At 59.1% G+C, this 23,272-nt stretch carries 20 protein-coding genes; 10 read left to right on the top strand and 10 right to left on the bottom strand.

The features are described 5' to 3' along the window. Positions 1–47 precede the first annotated feature (47 nt). The 5 genes from DWA01_RS22590 to DWA01_RS22570 all read right to left on the bottom strand — a co-directional run bounded on the left by DWA01_RS22590 (position 48) and on the right by DWA01_RS22570 (position 4,497). The gene (locus DWA01_RS22590) at positions 48–743 is read right to left on the bottom strand and encodes an ABC transporter permease (protein ID WP_114288064.1); all 696 of its coding nucleotides are present in this window, start codon (positions 741–743) and stop codon (positions 48–50) included. Between the two features lie 2 nt (positions 744–745). Next, positions 746–1,417: an ABC transporter permease gene (locus DWA01_RS22585; protein ID WP_114288063.1), complete on the bottom strand. Its 672-nt coding sequence runs from the start codon at positions 1,415–1,417 to the stop codon at positions 746–748. Then, positions 1,417–2,196 (bottom strand): ATP-binding cassette domain-containing protein, encoded by a 780-nt coding sequence (locus DWA01_RS22580; protein WP_114288062.1) that lies wholly within the window; start codon positions 2,194–2,196, stop codon positions 1,417–1,419. The genes DWA01_RS22585 and DWA01_RS22580 overlap by 1 nt, the downstream gene beginning before the upstream one ends. A gap of 71 nt (positions 2,197–2,267) precedes the next feature. Continuing rightward, complete coding sequence (locus DWA01_RS22575; RefSeq protein ID WP_114288061.1) at positions 2,268–3,014, bottom strand: transporter substrate-binding domain-containing protein; 747 nt, start codon at positions 3,012–3,014, stop codon at positions 2,268–2,270. A 445-nt stretch (positions 3,015–3,459) separates the two neighbouring features. Beyond that, the gene (locus tag DWA01_RS22570; protein ID WP_136057813.1) at positions 3,460–4,497 is read right to left on the bottom strand and encodes a LacI family DNA-binding transcriptional regulator; all 1,038 of its coding nucleotides are present in this window, start codon (positions 4,495–4,497) and stop codon (positions 3,460–3,462) included. Positions 4,498–4,725: 228 nt separating this feature from the next. Here DWA01_RS22570 and DWA01_RS22565 point away from each other — a divergent pair, with 228 nt between their 5' ends. The 4 genes from DWA01_RS22565 to DWA01_RS22550 are packed head-to-tail and all read left to right on the top strand — an operon-like array spanning position 4,726 to position 8,212. Beyond that, positions 4,726–5,820: a fatty acid desaturase family protein gene (locus DWA01_RS22565; protein ID WP_114288059.1), complete on the top strand. Its 1,095-nt coding sequence runs from the start codon at positions 4,726–4,728 to the stop codon at positions 5,818–5,820. Between the two features lie 41 nt (positions 5,821–5,861). Then, entirely contained in the window at positions 5,862–6,185 is a 324-nt protein-coding gene (locus DWA01_RS22560; RefSeq protein WP_114288058.1) for a MocE family 2Fe-2S type ferredoxin, read from the top strand. Next, the gene (locus DWA01_RS22555; RefSeq protein WP_114288057.1) at positions 6,182–7,399 is read left to right on the top strand and encodes an NAD(P)/FAD-dependent oxidoreductase; all 1,218 of its coding nucleotides are present in this window, start codon (positions 6,182–6,184) and stop codon (positions 7,397–7,399) included. The genes DWA01_RS22560 and DWA01_RS22555 overlap by 4 nt, the downstream gene beginning before the upstream one ends. Next, a complete protein-coding gene (locus tag DWA01_RS22550; RefSeq protein WP_114288056.1) occupies positions 7,400–8,212 on the top strand; it encodes a 3-methyl-2-oxobutanoate hydroxymethyltransferase in 813 nt (270 codons plus the stop codon). It begins immediately after the preceding gene. A gap of 89 nt (positions 8,213–8,301) precedes the next feature. Here DWA01_RS22550 and DWA01_RS22545 read toward each other — a convergent pair whose 3' ends face one another. Next, positions 8,302–9,372 (bottom strand): LacI family DNA-binding transcriptional regulator, encoded by a 1,071-nt coding sequence (locus tag DWA01_RS22545; protein ID WP_235008680.1) that lies wholly within the window; start codon positions 9,370–9,372, stop codon positions 8,302–8,304. Between the two features lie 199 nt (positions 9,373–9,571). On the opposite strand from DWA01_RS22545, the gene DWA01_RS22540 reads away from it, so the two are divergent. From DWA01_RS22540 to DWA01_RS22515, 6 genes are all read left to right on the top strand, one after another. Beyond that, the gene (locus tag DWA01_RS22540; protein WP_114288055.1) at positions 9,572–11,095 is read left to right on the top strand and encodes a sugar ABC transporter ATP-binding protein; all 1,524 of its coding nucleotides are present in this window, start codon (positions 9,572–9,574) and stop codon (positions 11,093–11,095) included. Then, positions 11,092–12,111, top strand: a complete 1,020-nt coding sequence (locus tag DWA01_RS22535; protein ID WP_114288054.1) for an ABC transporter permease — start codon at positions 11,092–11,094, stop codon at positions 12,109–12,111. Before DWA01_RS22540 ends, DWA01_RS22535 begins: the two co-directional genes overlap by 4 nt. A gap of 100 nt (positions 12,112–12,211) precedes the next feature. Further along, the gene (locus DWA01_RS22530; protein WP_114288053.1) at positions 12,212–13,168 is read left to right on the top strand and encodes a substrate-binding domain-containing protein; all 957 of its coding nucleotides are present in this window, start codon (positions 12,212–12,214) and stop codon (positions 13,166–13,168) included. 68 nt (positions 13,169–13,236) lie between these two features. Next, a complete protein-coding gene (locus DWA01_RS22525) occupies positions 13,237–14,289 on the top strand; it encodes a sugar phosphate isomerase/epimerase family protein (protein WP_114288052.1) in 1,053 nt (350 codons plus the stop codon). 57 nt (positions 14,290–14,346) lie between these two features. Beyond that, complete coding sequence (locus DWA01_RS22520; RefSeq protein ID WP_200832649.1) at positions 14,347–15,519, top strand: Gfo/Idh/MocA family protein; 1,173 nt, start codon at positions 14,347–14,349, stop codon at positions 15,517–15,519. A gap of 384 nt (positions 15,520–15,903) precedes the next feature. Then, on the top strand, positions 15,904–16,446 hold the full coding sequence (locus tag DWA01_RS22515) for a histidine phosphatase family protein (RefSeq protein ID WP_114288051.1): 543 nt from the start codon (positions 15,904–15,906) through the stop codon (positions 16,444–16,446). 80 nt (positions 16,447–16,526) lie between these two features. On the opposite strand, the gene DWA01_RS22510 is transcribed toward DWA01_RS22515, so the two are convergent. The 4 genes from DWA01_RS22510 to nirB are packed head-to-tail and all read right to left on the bottom strand — an operon-like array spanning position 16,527 to position 23,196. Next, positions 16,527–17,804, bottom strand: coding sequence for an MFS transporter (locus DWA01_RS22510; protein WP_114288050.1), 1,278 nt, complete (start codon positions 17,802–17,804; stop codon positions 16,527–16,529). A gap of 12 nt (positions 17,805–17,816) precedes the next feature. Next, positions 17,817–20,423 (bottom strand): nitrate reductase, encoded by a 2,607-nt coding sequence (locus DWA01_RS22505; protein ID WP_114288049.1) that lies wholly within the window; start codon positions 20,421–20,423, stop codon positions 17,817–17,819. Continuing rightward, the gene (gene nirD, locus DWA01_RS22500) at positions 20,420–20,755 is read right to left on the bottom strand and encodes a nitrite reductase small subunit NirD (RefSeq protein ID WP_114288048.1); all 336 of its coding nucleotides are present in this window, start codon (positions 20,753–20,755) and stop codon (positions 20,420–20,422) included. The genes DWA01_RS22505 and nirD overlap by 4 nt, the downstream gene beginning before the upstream one ends. Continuing rightward, a complete protein-coding gene (nirB, locus tag DWA01_RS22495) occupies positions 20,752–23,196 on the bottom strand; it encodes a nitrite reductase large subunit NirB (RefSeq protein WP_114288047.1) in 2,445 nt (814 codons plus the stop codon). The genes nirD and nirB overlap by 4 nt, the downstream gene beginning before the upstream one ends. Positions 23,197–23,272: the final 76 nt, after the last annotated feature.

Genomic DNA, 23,272 nt, shown 5'->3' with positions numbered 1-23,272 from the left:
CGGAGTCTGTTGGGATTGGGTCGGCTGCTCATTGGGAGAGCGCCGGCCTAGTAGCTCAGTTTTCGTTCGCCCAGCTTGAAGCTCCAGGACAAAAGTTTTGCGACCAGGTAATACATGGCACCTGCAAGCACATAGGTTTCCAGTGGCGCAAAGGTTTTCAGCGAGATGATACGCGCCTGCCCCATCAGGTCCAGAACGGTGATTGTGGACACCAGAGCCGATGATTTCAGCAGGTAAATCACCTCATTGCTGAGCGGGCCCCATGCAATCCGGATCGCCTGCGGCAGCAGAATACGTCTGGCCCTGGCGACAAAGGAAAATCCATAGACATCCGCCGCTTCGACTTCGCCTTTGGGGATTGCCAGCAGGCCGCCGCGCAGCACTTCGCCCATATAGGCCGCTTCATTCAAAGCCAGCGCCAGCACCGCACAGAACAGCGGGTTTGAAAACGCCACCCACAAAAACGACTCGCGGAACAGGTCAAACTGCGCCAGGCCGAAGTAGATCAGAAACAACTGCACCAGCAGCGGTGTGCCTCTGAAAAAGGTGACATAGACACCGGCGGCCATGCGGACCGCCCAGTTGCCCGACAGTTTGGCAAAGGCGACAACCACACTCAGCATGGCGGCAAAGATCAGCCCCAGCCCAAAGACAAAGCCCGTCACATACAGGCCTTCAAGCAGCAGGTATCCGTAATCAGTGTAGATACTGAGCAGGCGTTCTATGGAGAATATATTCGACATGGTCACGCTTCCTGACGCAGATGTGCTTCGAGACGGCGCTGAACAGCTTCGGAGAACAGAGTGATCACCAGATAGATCAGCGCGGCGACCAGCAAGAAACTAAAGGGGTCACGAAAGGCGTCACCACCGGCCTTTGCCGCCCGCATCACGTCAGACAACCCAATGACAGAGATCAGCGCGGTGTCTTTCAGCATGGTCTGCCAGATATTGCCCAGTCCCGGCACTGCGTTGCGCCACATCAAGGGCAATTTGATCCGGTAGAAGACCTGCCAGTCCGAAAACCCATAGACCGCTGCCGCCTCCAACTCGCCTTTTGAAATCGCCTGAAAGGCCGCCCGGATCGTTTCGGATGCAAAGGAGGCAAACGCGATGCTCAGGGTCAGCAGGCCGGCAACAAAGGGGGTGATTTCCACATAGGTTCCGGTGAGATCCGCCAGCACCACAGGCAGCGCGAAGAACACTACCATCAGCACCAGAATTTCAGGAATACCGCGAAAAAAATCTGAAAAGACATTGGCAAGGGCGCGCAGCGGCCAGATGGAGGACAGTTTTGCCAGTGCCAGCAATATCCCGCCCAGAAGGCCAAGTGCCAGCGACGACAATGCCAGCAAGACCGTGGTCACTATGCCCGTCAGAAACAGTGGCGAATATTCGATAATGCCTTCAAAGTTCATCACTCGTTTCCACCCGCGGCGATGAACTGCCTGAAATTGCCTTCATTGAAATCAGGGTGGAACGCGTCTTCTGACGGCGCGTCAAAGGCCACTGTCCCGCCCTGGCAGAACACCGTGCGGCTGGATACTTCGCGGGCAAAACGCATTTCATGGGTGACCACAATCATCGTGCGCCCCTCGTCTGCCAGCTGGCGCATCACCTGCAGCACTTCGTTTACAAGCTCAGGATCCAGCGCCGAGGTGGGCTCATCAAACAGCAGCAGCGCCGGTTCCATGGCCAGTGCCCGGGCGATTGCCACCCGCTGCTGCTGGCCCCCCGACAGGTGTTTCGGGTGGTAGTCCTTGCGCTCATAAATTCCGACTTTATGCAGCAGCGCCTCGGCTTTTTCAGTCGCTTCTGCTTTGGAGAGGCCGAGCACATGCATCGGTGCTTCAATTACATTCTCAAGCACGGTCCGGTGGGACCAGAGATTGAAGGACTGAAATACAAACCCGATCGAGCGTCGCAACGCGCGTATGTCTTTGGCAGAGGGTTGCCGCTTGTCTGCAACCGATCCCATATCGATGGTCTTGCCACAAATCTCAATCCGGCCGGCGCTGGGGGTTTCAAGGAAGGACAGGCATCTGAGCAAGGTACTTTTGCCCGAGCCACTTCTGCCAAGCACACTGATCACCTCGTGTTCAGCTGCCTGCAGATCAATTCCGTGCAGAACGTCCACCTGGCCGAAGGATTTGTGGATATTCGTGGCGTTCAATACGTTGACGGGGCTCTCGGACACGTCTCTCTCCTGTCTTTCGGTCACCACCCGGACCAACCCGGGAGGCGACGTTAATTTGTTGCTTGCTTCAATCAGCGGATTGAGAAGGGGAAATAGTCCGATGTGATTTCATCAAATGTGCCATCATCCGCGATACCAGCAATGGCCGCATTGACGGTTGCCAGCAGCTCATCGTCGGATTTGCGCAAGCCAATTCCAATGCCGTCACCAACGAATGCCGGATCAGAAATCGACTCCCCGGTCAGGATGAATTGTGCTTTCGCACCCTCTTCCAGCCAGTCGTAGATCGTCAGCAGATCACCCAGAACATAATCAACGCGACCCACTTCCAGGTCTTTCATCGCTGCCAGCTGGGCGTCATACGTTTTGACTGTCGCGCTCTTCAGCTCGTTGTCCGCATATGTGGCACTGATGGAGCCGCGTTCAACACCGATCACCGCATCGGCCGCCATGTCCGAAGGCGCGTCAAACCTGGTCACAAACTGGATCGGCGCATTGTAGTAACGGTCGGAAAAATTGATCACTTTGGCGCGTTCGCCGGTGATCGACATCGAGCCGATAATCATATCGATTTTGCGGGCCTGCAGCCCGGAAATCAGCGCGTCAAACTGCATTGGCACGATCTCGCACTCAGCATCGATGCGGGTACACAGCTCGTTAATGAAGTCGACCTCAAGCCCGACAACCGAGCCGTCGCCTTTTACTTCGCTGAAGGGTGGAAAGCTGGCATCAACGCCAATTTTATATTCCTCAGCAAAAGCGGTTCCGGATGCGGCAACCGTCAGCGCGGCGGCGGCAATGAGCGAAGTAAGTTTCATTCAGTATTCTCCCAGGCGTGAACATCAGAGGCAGAAAACCACTGTCAGGGTCTCCGCTCTTGGTGAAATTTGCCGCAATTGAATTTGCGGTCGTGGCTATGACAGGTCTTGTGAGGGGAGAGTAATAACCGGGGGCAATCTGAAGCATCCCAATATCACGAAGTAAACTTCACGACCTTCCCGGGATGCGGTCCGGGACGCTGGAAACGCTGGAAACGCTGGAAACGCTGGAAACGCTGGAAACGCTGGAAACGCTGGAAACGCTGGAAACGCTGGAACAGAATCGTTTTTGCGGCGGGAACAAGTGCGGGTTTTCAGCTTGCAGCCCCGTCAGAGCTTTGCCCACCACCTGGACCGGGTCACCTGCCGGATGGTCTGTGGGGCATGTCGCGGCCATCCCACACCGCGGAACCCGGGACCGCATGCACTGCCCCGGGGCCTGGCATCAGGACCTGATGTTTTCCGACGTGATGATGTCGAACGGAATGATATGCTGATGCTGATGCTTGTTTGGGTCGCCCTGAAAGGCGGCCACCATCGTCTCAACGGTGGTCGCGCAAAACGCGTTGACGGGCAGCGAAAGCACCGCAGAGATCACCCCGTCAATAAGGGCAGACTGCGTCGCCGGTGTCAGTTGACTGCAGATAACAGCCACATTCCGCCCCTGACCATCACTGCGAAGCGCCGAGATTATACCTTCGCGCCCGCCCCCCGCATCATAGATCCCGGCCAGATCAGGATGTTTGCGCAACAGGTCAAGCGTGACCCCTTCGGCCACGGCGGGGTCATCAAGATTGATCGAGGTTTCAAGAAGCTCATGGCCCCGGGGGTTCTCGCGGCAATAAGAGCGGAATCCGATCTCGCTCATCTCCTGGCCGACATAGCGGTGACTGCCGACAAAAACCGCAATCTTGCCCGGACTGGATACGAGATGCGACATCAGCCAACCGGCGGTCCGCCCCAGCTGCCGGTTGTCGACGCCAATATATCCGGCAAGTGATTGTGCGCCCAGCGTCGTCAGCAGGGCAACGACCGGAATGCCTTTTTCTGCCAGCTCTGAAATGGTGCGCGACACAATCGGGTGCTCAATGGGAACACAGGCGATCACATCCACACTGTCCTGCATCGCCAGCATAGCTGCCGAAATTTTTTCCGCCGACAAATCGTCAACAAACTCAATTATGGCACGCCCGCGCACCTGCGGTGCGTTTTCGGTGCAGGCCTGCAGCTGTTCTGCAAGCTGCTGATAAAAACTGTCACCCGCCTTCTGCAAAACGAAGCCAAGCCGGCACAGGGGCAATTTGGAGGTCAGGCGATGGCGAATGACCGGAACCGAATAATAGCCCAGTTTCTGCGCCGCGTTGATCACGCTTGCGGCGGTTGCGGTCCGCACGGCGGCGCGGTTGTTCAGCACCCGGTCAACCGTTGCCACCCCCACGCCGGCTGCGTCAGCAACGTCCTGCATCGTTGGTCTTTTGGCCAATGTCTAATTCCTCTGAAACCATCCCTGATAGGTTTATATCACAAATGCCAATCAAGGATGATAGTTATTGATAGGAAAATTCATGAAAATTTGAATTCGCAACCTCAGATGATATCTTCATTTTACCAAGTTACGGCCCGGTATCTGGTGTTATCTGACCGCCCGAATGATCGGGATCAGCAGGACGCAGCTAAGTACGGGTGATGTTTTCTGAGAGGTTAGGTTCCTATGGTTATGTCAGCAGGTAAACGGGACTACGACTTATTGGGTCCGAGTGCCCAACACGCCGTCGACGCCGGTCTTACCGCAGCAGAATGGTATCATTCGGAAATTTCGCGCAAAGAGATGAAAGCGCTGATGCGCCGCTCTGATCAGCCCGCCATCCGCGATACCGTGATCTGGCTGGGCTGCATGTTGCTGTTTGCCGCCTTTGGCATCTTGTTGTGGCCAGGCCTCTGGTCGGTGCCGTTCTGGCTGGCATACGGCGTGCTTTACGGCTCGGCTGCGGATTCGCGGTGGCATGAATGTTCCCACGGCACGGCCTTCCGCACCCGCTGGATGAATGATTGGGTCTATCAGATCGCCAGCTTCATGATGATGCGCAACCCTGTGTCCTGGCGCTGGAGCCATACCCGCCATCACACTGATACGCTGATCGTTGGCCGCGACCCTGAAATTGTCGCCATGCGGCCGCCCGCCATGCGGCGGATCATTCTCAACCTATTTGGCGTGGTGGATGCGTGGCAGGCGATGGGGAATATGCTACGCAATGCCTCTGGCAGGCTGAACCCGCAGGAAGCCACCTATGTGCCACAAAGCGAGCACGCCAGGCTCATCTTCGTGGCGCGGATCTGGACCATCATTTACGCGGCAACGCTCGCGCTGGCCCTCTGGCTGGGATCGATATTGCCACTGATGGTCATAGGCCTGCCCCGGCTTTACGGCGCCTGGCACCACGTCATGACCGGAGTGTTGCAACATGCAGGGCTGGCCGACAACGTGCTGGATCACCGGCTCAACAGCCGCACTGTCCACATGAACCCGGTCAGCCGCTTTATCTACTGGAACATGAATTACCACATCGAACACCACATGTTTCCAATGGTGCCCTATCACCAGCTTCCCGCGCTGCATGCGGCGATTAAACACGACCTGCCACCCGCCAGCACAGGAATATGGCAGGCCTACAGTGAAGTTCTGCCAGTGCTGCGCCGCCAGCTCAGACACGAAAACTGGTTCCTCAAACAAAGCCTGCCCGAAACGGCACGCCCCTACCGACCCGAGTTCCACGGTCAGGTTGAACCCGCCATGGCCGCGCAATAGCCGCCGAAAACTTCCAAATTAAAACACCTGGAGACCTGCCAATGCCCAGCTGGATTGACGCTTGCGCGACCGACGATATCGAAGAAGAAGATGTGATCCGCTTTGACCATGACGGCGCGGTATTTGCGATTTACCGCAGCCCGGATGATCGCTTTTATTGCACTGATGGCCTGTGCACCCATGAAAAAGTGTCTTTGGCGGATGGCCTGGTCATGGATGAAATCATCGAATGCCCCAAACATAACGCACGCTTTGACTACCGCACCGGCGAGGCCAAAGCGGCACCGGTCTGTGTCAATCTGCGCACCTATGCAACGAAGATCGAAAACGGGCGCGTCCTGATCGAGCTGATGGGCGCGCAATGACCCAACACAGAGGCATGGTGATTGTCGGGGCTGGCGAGTGTGGCGCCCGCGCCGCGTTTGCGCTGCGCGAAAACGGGTATTCCGGCCCGATAGATGTGCTGGGCGAGGAGGAACATCGCCCTTACGAACGCCCGCCACTGTCCAAGGGCAGACCAGGTGGCGCCGTGCCGCTCAAGGAAATTGCCACACAGGCGCAATGGGACAGTGCGGAGATCTCACTGAGCCTCGGCACAAAGGTGACTGAGGTGGACCGGGCGGATCGCGTTGTTCGCCTGGCTGACGGGCGCATAATGCACTATGACAAGCTGCTGTTTGCCACTGGCGCCCGCGCCCGCAGACTGCCTTTGGCGACCACTGCCCCTGTGGCCACTTTGCGCACGATGTCCGATGCACAGCATATTTCTTCGATCGCAGTGCCCGGCAGCCATGTCGCCATTATAGGGGCCGGACTGATCGGTCTGGAACTGGCCGCCCGGCTTCGCGCCGGAGATGTTGATGTTACAATAATTGAAGTGAGCTCTGCGGCGCTTGGGCGTGCGGTTCCGCCCGAACTTGCCGCACGCCTGGTGCAGCGCCACCGCAATGAAGGCGTCAGATTTGAATTTGACGCGGAGATCACCGCGATCACCGACAGGACAATTGCCCTGTTGGATGGATCGCAATTCACCGCCGACCTGATCGTCGCCGCCATCGGCGCAGAGCCCGAAACCGGGCTTGCAGAACAGGCAGGGTTGGAGGTGCGGAATGGCATCACGGTCAACGTCACGCTGGCAACATCTGATCAGAACATCTTTGCGGCCGGCGACTGCTGCAACTTTCCCTCGCCACGCACCGGCGCGCCCGTCCGGCTTGAATCCTGGCGCAATGCGCTGGATCAGGGGGAACATGCGGCGGCGAATATGCTTGGCGCATCCAGGGAATATCAGAAAACCCCCTGGTTCTGGAGCGAGCAATATGACCTTACGCTGCAGGTCGCGGGGTTGCCGCAACCCGGGCGGCCGTTTGTGCGGCGGGAACCAGGCTCCGGCGCCACACTCCTGTTTCAGTTTGACGATGACGGTCGGCTGGTCTCGGCCAGTGGTCTCGGCCCCTCCGGCTCTGTCGCGAAAGAAATCCGGATTGCCGAGATGCTGATCGAGCGCGGCGCCCGTCCCGACCCGCGCCTTCTGGCAGATGCACAGAGCAATTTGAAAAAACTTTTGAGGACCGGATAGATGACCCAGCCGATGACAATTGCCGATTTGCGCGCCCTGCGGGGTAAAAAACAGCTTTCGATGTTGCGGGTCGATACGCTCGACGAAGCCGCCGCCGCGGAACAGGCCGGAATTGACATGGTGTCTGTGCCGCCGTCTTTGCTGCTGAACCCCGGATTCCGTTCAATCGCGCCATCCGTGTTCGCCTGCCCTGGCCTCGATCTTGGGGTCTACATCACGGAAGAAGAATGCCTGAGAGCCGCATTTCAGCTGATTGGGGCCGGCGCTGATATGATCTATTGCCCACAACGACCGCAAACCATCCGCCGCCTGACGGAAGAAGGCATCCCGGCCTGCGGCCACACCGGTCTTATTCCCTCAAAGGCAACCTGGACCGGTGGATTCAAAGCGGTTGGGAAAACGATGGAGACCGCCCGGCTAGTCTGGCAGCAAGTCCGCGCCCTGGAAGAGGCCGGCGCAGTGGCGGCTGAAATCGAAGTCGTGCCGGAAGAAATCGCGTCCGAAATTGCCGCCCATACGTCTTTGTTTTTGATATCGATGGGGGCCGGAAGCGGGTGTCACGCGCAATATCTGTTTTCCGAGGATGTGCTGGGGCAAACCCGCGGACACGTACCACGCCACGCAAAAGCCTATGACAATTTCCAGGCGGAACTTGAAAAACTGCAAAAAGCACGCGTCAAAGCCTATCAGTCGTACAAGGACGAAGTGGGGAGCGGCGCCTACCCGGGACCGGAACACAAAGTCCCGGTCAAAGCCTCTGTCCTGTCTGAATTCCGAAGCTGGCTGCAGGAGACCAGCTCAGATCCGCGCTGATGACCTGCGGGCCGTCTCCTTTTTGCGCACACATCGTGTGGCCGCCCGGTTTGCAAAGCCGACCGGGCCAGGCACCAAATTCATTTGGCTCAGCCGGTGGCGGAAGGCCCCGGATGGCCCCCACGACGAAGCGAACGGTTGGGCACCGCCCCGCAACTCTCACGTACGACCAGATCGCCGTGCAGCAGGCTTGACGCCGGAGGTCTGTCGCCGCCGGTCAGGCTGTCCAGCAAAAAACCCATCGCCAACTCGCCAATCTGACCGCGGGGCTGGCGGATGGTCGTAAGCGCGGGGGTGATATTGTTTGCAAACGGAATATCGTCAAACCCAATGACCGAAAAATCTTCGGGCACCCGGTATCCCCGCAAATGCAGGGCGCTGATCACCCCGATGGCAGTGTTGTCATTGTAACAAAAGAACGCCGTCGGCAGCGTGTCCTTGATGAACAGACGTTCCACCGCTGCCCGCCCGCCTTCACTGGTGCCGTCGCCTTCAATGCGCCAGTCTCTGAGCGGCGCCGCGGCTTCTGCCAGGCCTTTCCGATAGCCATCATACCGCAGGTCCGACACAATATCGCTGCCGTCCGAAGAGACATAGACAATGTCCCGGTGCCCGAGTGACACCAGATATTCGGTCGCCATTTTTGAGGCGGCAACATCATCGACGCCAACAAAGGTCACGTTTGCCTGGCTGACAGGGCTGGTTGCGGCCACCAGCGGCGGATAGGAAGCCACCGGGGACTTGGCCCAGCCGGCAACCGGCAAATGGCCGGTCAGCAGCACCACGCCGTCGACCATGCCTGAGGACAGGAAGCGCATATGGTTTTCTTCCAGCGACACTGAGCCTTCGGTATTGCCGATCAGAACACCGTAACCCCGCTCATTGGCGACTTTTTCCAGCCCGATCAGGATGCCCGGAAAATTCGGGTCGGCAATGGACTGGGTCAGCACCATGACCATGCGCGAGCGCTGCATGCGCAAATTCTGCGCCATCGCATTCGCGGTGTAACCCGTCCTGGCGATGGCGGCGGTCACCTTTTTCCGGGTGCTTTCGGCGACTTTTTCCGGTTTGCGAATCGCGCGGCTGACCGTCGCAATGGACACACCTGCGAGCTTCGCTACATCTTCGATTGTCGCCGGTTTATTTGATTGGTCCTGCACGTGTTTTTGCCTCAGATCCAGCACCCAAGGGGCCTTGTTAGACGTTGTATTTGGTAGTCTTATCTCTGACCATACCCGTATTTCCGCTGGGTGAAAAGGTTTACAGCCCCAATGTAAAGGTTTACATAAGTTGTGAAAAGGTTTACACAGATGGAAGGATGCATGTTCAAATGCCGAAAATCTGTGACGGGAGAACGGGATGCCTGACGGGCGGATGGAGAACCACTCAGTGCTGGAAGCCGACAGGATCAGCAAGTCCTTCGGGGCTATCCCGGTTCTGTTCAGCGTCAACATGCAGATCCGTTCCGGTGAAGTTCACGCCCTGATTGGCGAGAATGGCGCCGGCAAATCCACGCTGATGAAAATCCTCTCCGGCTTTCACAACCCGACCTCCGGCAGCATTCGCTTTCAGGGCGCAGAAATATCGCTGCCCGCCAATGGCGAAGCCGAAGAAATGGGCATTGTGCTGATCCACCAGGAACTCAACCTGGCCGAACAGATGACCGTAGAAGAGAACGTTTTTCTTGGCCGCGAGATCAGCCGCAACGGCATTCTGAAACGCGATGAAATGCGCCAAACAGTGCAGCGCTATCTGGATGAGGTCGGCCTGAATATTGCCCCCACCGCGCGCATTTCCGACCTCTCAATTGCAGAAAAACAAATGGTTGAAATCGTCAAAGCGATCAGCCGTGATGCGTGCGTCCTTATCATGGACGAACCGACAGCGGTGTTGACCCAGGCCGAGACCGAGTTGTTTTTCCGCCAGGTCAGACGGTTAAAAGCCACCGGCGTGGCCATTGTTTTTGTGTCGCACAAACTCTCCGAAGTGAAAGAGATTGCCGACCGCATCACCATCCTGCGGGACGGGCAATGGATCGCCACCAAACCCGCAGCAGCCCTGACCCCGGATGCGATGGCACAGATGATGGTGGGACGTGAACTTTCTGATCTCTATCCGCCCCTGAAAGAGGCCGACGTGGATGCGGACCGTGTTCTCAGGGTCAAAAACCTGTGCTGCGATGGCGTGCGTGATGTGTCTTTTGATCTTCGCAAGGGAGAAGTGCTGGGGTTTTCCGGCCTGATCGGCGCCGGTCGCACGGCGGTGTTCGAAGCAATCTGTGGTCTTACACATATTGAAAGCGGCCAGATCCTGGTCGATGGAAAAGAGACCCGTTTTGCCTCAGTGGCCGCGGCGCGGGACGCCGGTATTGCCTATCTGACCAAAGACCGCAAAGCCAAAGGCCTGCTGCTCAGCAAGCAGATGCGGCTGAACCTCACCCTGCTGTCGCTGCCAAAATTCATCCGCCGTCTGGGCATTGTCGTGGCGGCGGAAGAGGCTGCGCTGGAGCGGGCCATCCGCCGGTTCGACATCCGTGCACTCGATCACAAAACCAAAGTCGGGGACCTCTCCGGCGGCAACCAGCAGAAACTGTTGCTGGCCAAGGTGATGGAAAGCGAACCGCGTATTGTCATCATTGACGAACCCACCCGCGGCATCGACGTCGGCACCAAGCAACAGATTTACCATTTCATTGCTGCACTGGCAGCCGAGGGCGTGTCGGTCGTGGTGATCTCGTCAGAGATGCCCGAGATCATTGGCATCAGCCACCGGGTGGTGGTGATGCGCGAAGGGCAGATCATGGGCGTTTTGACCGGCGACGACATCAACGAAAACGAAATCGTGCGTTATGCCGCAGGGTTGAAACAGGAGGCGACGATATGACCGCAGCGGCCACAAACAGCGGCAAGAAGGGACAGCAAATGCGCTTTGACATCAAGACAGCCGGCCCTGCTATCGCGTTGATCCTGCTTTGCATTATCGGATACTTGCTGAACCCGGCCTTTCTGAGCGAGGGCAATCTGGCCAATCTGCTCACGCGTTCGGCTTTTATCGGCATTATTGCGATTGGCGCAACTTTTGTTATCACCGCCGGCGGTATCGACCTGTCGGTGGGTTCCATGGCCGCCGCGATCGCGGGTGTTATGATCATCATCATGAACAGCGCCGTGGAAACGTTCGGCGGTGGTGTGACAACGGTGTTGATCGGCGCCGGTTCGAGCATCCTGCTGGGTCTTGGCGCCGGCTGGGTCAATGGCATCCTGACGACCAAGGGTAAGATCGAAGCCTTTATTGTGACGCTCGGCACCATGGGGATCTATCGCTCACTGGTGACGTATTTTGCCGATGGCGGCACCCTGTCGCTCGATTTCGCGGTGCGCGGCACTTACCGCCCGATCTATTACGACAGCTTTATCGGCCTCCCCATTCCGGTCTGGGTCTTTGCAGTGGTTTCGGTTCTGGGCTGGCTGCTGCTCAACCGCACCGCATTCGGACGCTACTGCACTGCAATCGGATCGAACGAGGCGGTTGCGGTATATTCCGCCATCAAAGTCGACCGGATAAAGACCATGACCTATGTCATCCAGGGGCTGTGTGTCTCGCTGGCGACGATCATTTACGTGCCACGGCTGGGCTCCGCATCTGCCTCGACCGGCGTGATGTGGGAACTGGAAGCGATCGCTGCGGTGATCATCGGCGGCACGGTGCTCAAAGGTGGCTACGGCCGCGTCGGTGGCACCATCCTTGGCGCTCTGATCCTGACCACCATCGGCAACATCCTGAATTTCACCGACATTATTTCGAATTATCTGAACGGCACGATGCAGGGCCTGATCATCATCATCGCTGTTTGGTTACAGCGCGGTGACTGGGGCAGCGCCAGGCGCAAGAAAACGTAAGCGTTTCACTAAGAAGCGAGGACCCTGTCCTTCCAAAGAACGAAAGAACCGGGCGCAACCGGACAGGAAAGGTGCGTCCAATCAACAAGGAGGAACTGAGATGAAACCTATTATGACCCTGGGTGCAATCGCCCTGACCGGTGCGCTGGCTTTCTCTGGCGCCACGGCACAAGAAAGATCGATCAAGATTGGTGTGAGTTATCCGACACCGACCCACGCCTGGGCCGCCGGGATGAACTGGCACGCCGAGCAAGCGGAGATACGGCTGGAAGCGCTGTACCCGGATGTGGATCTGATCCTGATCAACTCACCGGACCCAAGCGCGCAGGCCAGCGCTCTGGAAGACCTTGTCTCGATCCACCAGATCGACGCGCTGGTGGTCCTGCCCTTTGAATCTGAGCCGCTGACCGATCCGGTTTTGAACGTCAAGAAAAGCGGCGCGTTGATCACCGTGGTTGACCGTGGCCTCAGCCTGCCGGGGATTGAGGACATCTATGTCGCCGGCAACAACCCGGAACTGGGCCGCGTCTCCGCCGTCTATATGAAGACCCGCCTGAAAGAAGGCGATAATATCGTTGTGCTGCGCGGCATTCCGACGCTGATCGACAACGAACGTTATGATGCCTTCATGGCGGAGATCGAAGGCTCCGGCATCAATGTACTGGACCAGAAACACGCCAACTGGAACCGCGATGACGGTTTTGAAGTGATGCAGGATTTCCTCAGCCGTTTCCCCGATATCGATGCGGTCTGGGCTCAGGATGACGACATTGCCATCGGCGTAGTTGCGGCACTGAAACAGGCGGGCCGCGATGGCAACGGCATGTTCGTGGTCGGCGGTGCCGGTATGAAAGAAACCATCAAGAGCATCATGGACGGCGATGAGCTGATCCCCGTGGACGTGCTGTATCCACCGTCAATGATCGCAACTGCGATGGATGTCACCGTGGCCGCATTCAAGTCAAACGGTCCCGTTGCCGGGCGCTACATTCTCGGCGCCACGCTGATCACCCCGGAGAACGCAGAAGCTTTCTACTTCCCGGACTCGCCTTTCTAAGTCCTCCCGACTTTGAAAATGAGAGGGGCATTCGTGCCCCTTTCCCCCCACGCAAAAGGAATTGTCCGATGAAGACTTTGAAAGGTCCCGCGCTGTTTCTGGCGCAGTTTGCAGGCGACGCCGCCCCGTTCAACACCTGGTCAGGCATCACCAGATGGGCTGCTGAATGTGGGTATAAAGGCGTCCAGGTTCCCAGCTGGGACAGGCGTTTAATTGACCTCACCAAAGCGGCCAGTTCGCGGCAGTATTGCGATGATTTCCTGGGTATTGCGCAGGAAAACGGCGTCACGGTCACCGAACTGTCCACCCACCTTCAGGGGCAGCTGGTGGCGGTTCATCCTGCCTATGACGAAGCCTTTGACGGCTTTGCCGCTCCCGAAGTGCGCGGCAATCCCGCTGCCCGGCAAGCCTGGGCGGTTGAGCAGGTAAAACTGGCGATCACCGCAAGTTATAATCTGGGCCTGACCGCCCATGCGACTTTTTCCGGCGCCCTGGCCTGGCCATACCTTTACCCTTGGCCCCAGCGCCCTGCCGGCCTGGTAGAGACCGCTTTTGACGAATTGGCGCGGCGCTGGCGACCGATCCTGGACCACGCTGAAAACATGGGTGTTGATGTCTGTTACGAAATCCACCCCGGCGAAGACCTGCATGACGGCGTCACTTTTGAAATGTTCCTTGAGCGTGTCGACAACCATCCCCGCGCCAACATGCTTTATGATCCGTCGCATTATGTTCTGCAGTGCCTCGACTACCTCGACAATATCGACATCTACCGCGACCGGATAAAAATGTTCCACGTCAAGGATGCAGAGTTCAACCCGACCGGGCGCCAGGGTGTATATTCCGGCTACCAGAGCTGGACCGACCGGGCCGGCCGTTTCCGCTCGCTGGGCGACGGACAGGTGGATTTCGGCGCGATATTTTCCAAAATGGCCGCCAATGATTTCGACGGCTGGGCCGTGGTTGAATGGGAATGCTGTCTGAAACATCCTGAAGACGGCGCCCGCGAAGGCGCGCAGTTCGTAAAGGATCACATCATCCGGGTGACCGAAAAGGCGTTTGATGATTTTGCAGATACTGGCAGTGACGACGCCGCAAACCGGCGTATGTTGGGGATCTGACACCAGGCACATACGGGCACAGCGTGAACAGAGGGCGGCAAAATGGCGGGCGAATCTATGAGTGAACTTCAAACAGGGCCCATCCGGCTTGGCATGGTCGGCGGTGGTAACGACGCGTTTATTGGTGGCGTGCACCGGATCGCGGCACGGATCGACGGCCAGTTTCAACTGGTTGCCGGCGCGCTGTCTTCAACGCCTGAAAAAGCCCGGGCGTCGGGCCGCGCGCTTGGTCTGGATCCGGAGCGCAGCTATGATGACTTCGCCACCATGGCAGAACGCGAGAGCGCGCGGCCGGACGGGATCGAGGCGGTGTCCATCGTCACTCCAAACCACGTTCATTTTGCGGCGGCCTGCGAGTTTCTCAAACGCGGCATCCATGTCATTTGCGATAAACCCCTGACCTCAACACTTGAAGACGCGCACAAGTTGGCAGACGTCGCGGCCAGTTCTGACGCCTTGTTCATCCTGACCCATAACTACACCGGGTTCCCGATGATCCGCCAGGCCAGGGAGATGATTGCCGCCGGGGAGCTTGGGGCATTACGTGTGGTGCAGGCGGAATACGCCCAGGACTGGCTGACGGAAGCGCAGGAGGATCAGGGCAACCAGCAGGCGCAGTGGCGCACCGACCCGGCCCGGTCTGGCGCGGGTGGTTGCATCGGCGATATTGGCACCCATGCATTCAATCTGCTGAGTTTTGTCACCGGGCTGCAGGTCGACACGCTGTCGGCGGACCTGCAGAGCTTTGTCGCCGGGCGGCGGCTGGATGACAATGCGCATGTGATGCTGCGCTTCCTGGGAGGCGCGCGTGGCATGTTATGGTCCAGCCAGGTGGCGCCGGGCAATGAAAACGGGCTACGGCTGCGCATCTATGGCGCGAAAGGCGGGTTGGAATGGGCCCAGGAAGACCCGAATTATCTCTGGTATACGCCCTTTGGCGAGCCCAAACGACTGATCACCCGCAATGGTGCCGGATCCGGGCCGTCCGCTGCCAGGGTCAGCCGGATACCGGCGGGGCACCCCGAGGGGTATCTTGAAGGTTTTGCGACGATCTACGCCGAGGCGGCGCGCGCGATCCAGGCGCGGCGCAGCGGTCAGGCCGTCCCGGATGACGTCATTTTCCCCACGATTGCAGATGGTGTGCAAGGCGTGGCCTTTATTGAGGCCTGCGTGCATTCCTCGCGTGAAAACAGCGCCTGGATCAGCCTGCCTTCAGCACCGGGGAGCTGAGGCAACGGCCTGACAACTAAGGGTTCCCAGCCCATTCCAGCCAGTGCGCAAAAAACACTGGCACATGGGTGACAAACCTCAGCGAGGCTAAAGATCGTCAGGCAGAAATTCCGGACGTCGCGCCGGAAGCACCACGCGCACGAAAGGCCCCGACGCTTCACCGGCGACCCGGCCGCGATCCCGCATTCCCCCGACCTGATGCTGGCGGCGCTGACCGGCGCCGTAGGGCATTGATATATGCGAAATTCCGGAAATTGATCCGGGCGCCACATATTTGCGCCTTCAGGTCCGCGCTCTGAATATTAAAAGGACGGCACGGGACAACGGTGATACGTTTTGCAAACGACTCCGCCCGACACCCGAGACCAAAGGTTATTAAATTACATGCCCATTTACCTGATCCGCCACGGACAATCCGAATTCAACGCCGCCCATACCGAAGGCGCCCCGGATCCGATGATCTTTGACGCACGGCTTACTGCAAAAGGCGTGGACCAGGCCAGAGGCGCACGTGTCCGGGCGCAGGCGCTTGGTGTTCAGCTGGTCATCGTCTCACCGCTGACCCGCGCCTTGCAGACCGCGCAGCATATTTTTGGCGATACAGCGCCGATAAAAGTCATGGCCGACCCGCGTGAAAAACTGCTGCACAGCTGCGACGTCGGCCGCCCGCCAAGTGAGTTGCAGGCCGATTTTCCCGCGCTTTCATTTGAGGATCTCGACGACACATGGTGGCATCACGGCGTCCCGAACGAGCTTGGATATACCATTGAACCACAGGACTTGTTTGCGGACAGGATGCGTGCCTTTGCCAGCACGCTTACAGCCATGTCGCCCCGCCCCATCGCAGTTGTCGGCCACGGCAATGCCTTCAGGGAATTAATTGGCTATCAGATGGAAAACTGCGAAATCTGCCCTTATCCGCAGTAGCGTTCCGTCGCCCCGCTCCGTCCGCTCCGACAGTCTTTGCGACCTCGTATGGGGCGAACAACCGCTGGAACCGCTGCGGATCAGGCCTCCGCTGCAAGCGCCGTTTCCGGGGCGCGTTCCATCCGGCGGATGGCCAGGTGCATCCAGAGGGTCGAAACCGCCACCAGCAAAAACAGCAGCATAAAGGGCGCCGTCCAGATCCCGGTGGCGTCAAGCAGCATGCCGAACGCAATCGGCAGAACGAATCCGCCCAGCCCGCCGATCATGCCCACCAGGCCACCGACAGCGCCCACATGTTGCGGATAATAGACCGGGATATGTTTAAAAACCGCTGCTGAGCCCAGGCTCATGACAAACCCCAGCGCCACCGTCAGGGCAACAAAAAATCCCAGCGAGACGCTGAAATCAAATTCGACCAGCCCGTAGATGCCCTGCACCATATAGCGGCCGCCCGGAACCCCCATCAAAAACAGCACCAGCATTGAGGTGAAAAAGGTGAAATAGATCACGTTGCGCGCGCCCCACCGGTCAGACATCCACCCCCCGAGCGCCCGGAAAACCGAACCGGGCAGCGAAAACAGACCGGCCAGAAAACCTGCGCTGGTCAGCTCCAGCCCATGGGCACCAACATAATATCGCGGCAGGAAAGAAGCGAGCGCCACAAAGGCCCCGAAAACAAAGAAGTAGTAGATGGAGAAGCGCCAGACCTGGAGATTTTTCAGCGGTGCCAGCTGCTGGGCAAGCGTCGCCTGCTGCCCGCCAGAACGCTGGCGGCGCTCTTGCACCGGGTCGGTTTTGGCGAGGAGAAAATACAGTACCGCTGTTGCCGCCAGAGCAACCGCATAGATGCGCGCCGTTCCTTCCCAGCCCAGCGCCAGCACCAGAAAAGGCGCGGCAAAATTGGTCACCGCAGCGCCGACATTGCCGGCTCCGAAAATACCCAGCGCAGTGCCTTGTTTTGCCGGCTCAAACCAGCGCGATACATAGGCGACACCGACAATGAACGAACCACCCGCAAGCCCGAGCCCAAGCGCGGCCAGCAAAAACACCTCATAACTCTGCACCGAAGTCAGCAGCCAGACCGCCAGCGCGGTGATCAACATCTGCAGCGGAAACACCACCCGGCCGCCAAAGCGTTCCGTCCAGATGCCCAGAAAGATGCGGCTGACCGAACCGGTCAGCACCGGCGTGGCCACCAGCAAACCAAACTGGGTATCCGACAGGCCGAGATCTTGTTTGATGCTGACCCCGATGATTGAAAAAAGTGTCCAAACCGCAAAGCAGACGGTGAACGCAAAGGTGCTCAGACCCAGCGCCCGGTATTGTTCTTTGGTTTGAGGAGTGGCGGTGCTCTGCATGTCAGGCTCCTGTCATTCTGCTGCGGTTAACATCGGTGTGGCGGCCAGCAGCGCCTGCAACTCCGGCTTGCAGGAGCCGCAGTTGGTGCCGGCAGCGGTTTTTCGGCCCAACGCGCTCGTGCTGCAGGCGCCGCCCTGGATCGCGGCTTCAATCGTGTGGATGCCGACGTTGAAACAGGCGCAGACGGTGCGGCCGGGATCGGGCTGATCGGACATCGGTGACCCCGCCAGCGCCACCAGCGCCGGCAGTTCGCCATTGACCTGTGCAATCGAATGGGCACGCGCCACGTCCAGCGGGTGCGGCGCCGCAAAAAACAGCCCCTTAAGTGTCTTGCCGTCATAAATGGCGACCCGCACAACGCCTTTGGCAGTATCGCACAGGATGCTGGCGTCGCCTGCGGGCAGGTTCAGCACCGCGCGGGCCTCAAATTCCCAGTCTGTGACGGGCGTGAATCCGGCCAGTTCACAGCTCCAGCCGGTGCTGCTGCGCGCCACCGCGCTATAGGCATGCGCGGGCTGCATTATGGCAGTGGACACCGCGAAGCCGTACCAGCGCGCCCTGAACGGGCGCAACGTGACCCGGCTCGCCTTCAACGCCGGCTGACCCGAGACCGGATCGACACGCCCCTCAACCAGAGCGTTGACCCGCCCGGCAGAAGCGTTGCTGCCGCTCCAGTGCATCGGCACAAACACCATGCCGCGGCGGATATCCGCGGAGATCCTGATGCGCACCACCGCGCGTCCCTGCGGCGCGTTGAGCTCCACCAGCGCGCCCTCCTCCACGCCGGCATCCGCAGCGTCCTGCGGGTGGATTTCCGCGAACGGTTCACTCAGGTGCTGGCTCAGCCGAGCAGATTTACCGCTGCGGGTCATGGTGTGCCACTGGTCGCGGATGCGACCGGTGTTCAGAAGATATATCCCACCAACGGCCGCGGGGACGGGCGTCGGGGCGATGGGCAGCATCTGTGCCCTGCTATCGGCGTGAAAAAAGCCGCCCTTACCAAACAAGCGTCCGCCAGCGGGCTGATCAACGGTGACCGGCCACTGCACCGGGGTGAAAGCGGCATAATTGGCGTCGCTTATTCTGGCGAGGCCACTTATGTCAAAATCGCGGCCCAGTGCCGCCGCCTGACCCGAAAGCGCAGCGTATTCGCGAAATATCTCTGCCGGGCCACTGTAGGAGAACGCATCCTCCCAGCCCATGCGCTGCGCCACCTGGCACAGGATCTGCCAGTCCGCGCGGGCCTCGCCCGGTGCCGGCAAAAAGGCGCGTTGCAGGCTGATGCGGCGCTCAGAGTTGGTGACGGTACCGGTTTTTTCACCCCAGGTGGTGGCGGGCAGCAGCACGTCCGCCAGTGCGGTGGTATCGGTGTCGGTGACATCAGAGGCCACGCAGAACGGTACTTTGGCGATGGCCTGAGCCACAAAATCAGAATCCGGCATCGACACGGCCGGGTTGGTGCCAATGATCCACAGGGCTTTAATTTTGCCGCTGTCACAGGCGTTAAACAGGTCCACCGCTTTCAGACCCGGACGGGTGCAGATCGTCGGCGACTGCCAGGCCTGCTGCACCACGTCGCGGTGCGCCGGGTTCTCAATGTCCAGATGGCAGGCCAGCATATTGGCCAGGCCGCCCACTTCGCGCCCACCCATTGCATTGGGCTGGCCGGTGACGGAAAACGGCCCCATGCCAGGGTGCCCGATACGGCCGGTCGCCAGATGGCAGTTGATGATCGCGTTCACCTTGTCGCTGCCACAGGCCGACTGGTTTACGCCCTGGGAAAAGATGGTCACCACTTTGCGCGATCCGATCCAGAGATCGTGAAAGGCAGAAATCTCCTCTGCACTCAGACCCGCATCCGTCGGATCACTGTCGCGCGCAGCCGCAAGTGCGGCGTCAAAACCACTGACGTGGCGTTCGACATAAGCCCTGTCGACCGCGCCGCGACGCTCGATTTCGGCAAGCAGGCTGTTGAACAGCGCGCTGTCCCCGTCCGCCCGGACTGGCAGGTGCAGATCGGCGCCGTCAGCGGTTTTGGTGCGACGGGGATCAATCACCACAAGTTTCATCTGCGGCCGCTCTGCCCGGGCCGCGCTCAGGCGCTGAAACAGCACCGGGTGGCACCAGGCCAGGTTGGAGCCGACCAGAACCACCAGATCCGCCTGCTCGATATCCTCGTAATTTCCGGGAACCGTATCTGTACCAAAGGCGCGTTTGTGGCCGGCGACGGTGGAGGCCATGCAGAGCCGCGAATTGGTGTCGATATTGGCGGAGCCGATAAACCCTTTCATCAGCTTGTTGGCGACGTAATAATCTTCAGTCAGCATCTGACCCGAAACATAAAATGCCACGCTGTCCGGCCCGTGATCTCGGATCGCGTCGCTGAACTTGCCAGCTACCAGATCAAGCGCCTCTGCCCAGCTTGCCTGCTTGGTATGAATGCGAGGTGCCAGCACCCGCCCCTCCAAACCCAGAGTTTCGCCCAGGGCGGCGCCCTTGGAGCACAGGCGGCCAAAGTTGGCGGGGTGTTCCGGATCGCCCTTTATGCTGCCGTCGGCACTGACCAGCAAGCCACAGCCGACACCGCAATAGGCGCAGGTGGTGCGTGTCTCGCTCATGCGACTGCCTTTGCCGCCAGCCGGGTCGCGTCCAGCAGGATACGGCCCTGTTCTACCCGGACCTGATGGGTGGCCACCTGACCTTCATCCGCGCCCAGTGCCAGGCCAGTTTCCAGGCTGATCACCCAGCTGTGCAGGGGGCAGGTTACTGAGGCGCCATGCACGATGCCTTCAGAGAGGGCGCCGTTTTTATGGGGGCAGGAATCGTCCAGCGCAAAGACCTGATCCTCACCAGTGCGAAAAATCGCCACACAGCCCAGCCGGGTTTTGACAACACGTGCGCCCTGGCGGGGGATGTCATTTAAAGCGGCAATATCGATCCAGGCATTCATTCTGCAGCCTCCAGGGTCAGGTCAGTCAGGGGTGCCCATTTTTTCTCTTTGAATTCAGGGGTGGATTCGGCAGCCCAGGGATCCTGGCGATAGACCGACTGGGAAAGTTCAAACCGGGCACAAAGCGCGGCGCGCTGTTCCGGATCGTCAACAACACGGGCCTTCACCCAGTCCAGCCCCACTTTGGCGACCCATTTATAGGCCCGGTGCAGATAGCGGGCGTTTTCACGATAGAGCTGCACAAAAGCGACGGTGACATCGATGGCCTCTTGTTCGGTTGCGACTTTGGCCAGCGCTTCGGTCTGTTTCAGCTCCATGCCCGCCGCGCCTGCAACGCTGACTTCAAAGCCGCTGTCGACACAGATGATACCAATGTCTTTACAGGTGGCTTCGGCGCAGTTGCGCGGACAGCCCGACACGCCCAGTTTTACCTTGTGTGGCGTCCAGCTGCCCCAGAGGATTTTTTCCAGCTTGACGCCAAGCCCGGTGCTGTCCTGGGTGCCAAAGCGGCAGAAATCAGTGCCGACGCAGGTTTTCACCGTGCGCAGCCCTTTGGAATACGCGTGCCCCGACACCATGCCGGCCTCGTTCAGATCGGCCCAGATGTCAGGAAGGTCTTCCTTCTTCACCCCCAGCAGATCGATCCGCTGACCACCGGTGACTTTCACCGCCGGTACGTTGTATTTGTCCGCCGCATCGGCAATCGCGCGCAACTCGTCCGGCGTGGTCATGCCACCCCACATCCGTGGCAGCACCGAAAATGTGCCGTCTTTCTGGATATTGGCGTGGTTGCGCTCATTCACAAACCGGCTTTGCGCATCGTCCGCATAGTCCAGCGGCCATTCCGCGATCAGATAGAAGTTCAGCGCCGGGCGACAGCTGGCACAGCCGCAAAGCGAGCTCCAGCCGCATTCCTGCATCACCGCCGGCATCGTTTTCAACGCCTGGGATTTGATGATCCGGCGCACGTCCTCATGAGTCAGAGTGGTGCAACCACACATTGGCGACTCAGCCGGAACGACAAAACCATCCCCCAGGGTGCTGGCCAGCACCTGCTCCACCAGGCCAGAACAATTGCCGCAGGAAGCCGAAGCTTTGGTCACCGCTTTGATGGCAGCAAGATCGGTGGCACCATCGCTGATCGCGGTGACGATACTGCCTTTGCACACGCCGTTGCAGCCGCAAATTTCCGCGTCCAGCGGCAATGCCGCAACAGCCGCCAGCGGGTCGGCCTGGGCCCCACCCTGAAACGCAGGACCAAAGATCAGCGTGTCGCGGATGTCGCCGATGTCTTCGCCCGCTTTCAGCTTGGCAAAGAACCAGCTGCTGTCGCTGGTATCGCCATACATCACCACACCGATGATTTTGTCGTCGCGCAGAATGATACGTTTGTAAATGCCACGCGCCGGGTCGCGGAACACGATATCTTCGCGCCCCTCGCCCTCGGCAAAATCACCGACTGAGAACAGATCAACGCCGGTGACCTTCAGCTTGGTCGACACAGCAGGCGCCACGAAGGCGGCCGGTTCATCAATCAGGCTCTGCGCCAGCACCTTTGCCATATCAAACAGCGGCGCCACCAGGCCATAGACCGTTTCATTGTGCTCGACACATTCGCCCACCGCCAGGATATCCGGGTCGGACGTCTGCATTGCATCATCCACAACGATGCCGCGCTCCACATGCAGCCCGGCGTCGGTGGCAACGCGGGTTTCAGGGCGGATACCCGCGGCCATAACCACCAGATCAGCGCCCAGAATCGTGCCGTCTTCAAGCAACACCGCATCGACGTGCTCTTTGCCCAGGATGGCTTTGGTGAAGGCTTTGCAGATCACCGTGATGCCGCGGCTTTCCAGCTCTTTCTGCAGTAGATACCCCGCGGCAGGGTCAAGTTGACGCTCCATCAGATTGCCCATCAGGTGCAGCACGGTCACTTCCATGCCCTGCCCGTTCAGCGCCGCCGCGGCCTCAAGCCCCAGCAGACCACCGCCAATAATAACCGCTTTGCCGCCGGGTTTACGGGCGGCGGCAAGCATCTGCTCCACGTCATCCATATCGCGGAAGCCGATAACGCCAGGCAGATCATTGCCCGACACCGGAATGATGAAAGAGGCCGAGCCGGTGGCGATCACCAACTTGTCGTACGGCGTCACACCCGCAGCGCTGACAATGTGTTTTTGCGAGCGGTCAATTTTCACCACTGGTTCGCCAAAACGGCAGGTAATGCCCTGATCGCGGTACCAGGCCGCATCATGGGTGACGATCTCATCATAAGATTTTTCGCCGGCCAGAACCGGGCTCAGCATGATGCGGTTATAATTGCCGCGCGGCTCGGCGCCAAACAGGGTGATGTCATAAGCATCTGGTGCGATCCCGGTCAGGCTCTCCAGCATCTGGCCCGATGCCATGCCAGCACCAATAACGACAAGTTTGCGGGTCATGGGGGGATCTCCTTCAGGGGTATCGACTCAGAACAAGGCTTGTTGACCTGTGATACGGCTTGAGCGCGTTGCTGTA

This window comes from Candidatus Halocynthiibacter alkanivorans (assembly GCF_003333265.1).
GTDB classification, from domain to species: Bacteria; Pseudomonadota; Alphaproteobacteria; order Rhodobacterales; family Rhodobacteraceae; genus Halocyntiibacter_A; species Halocyntiibacter_A alkanivorans.
Note: the sequence above shows the minus strand (reverse complement) of the source record. Positions and strands in the feature narration are given on the sequence as shown.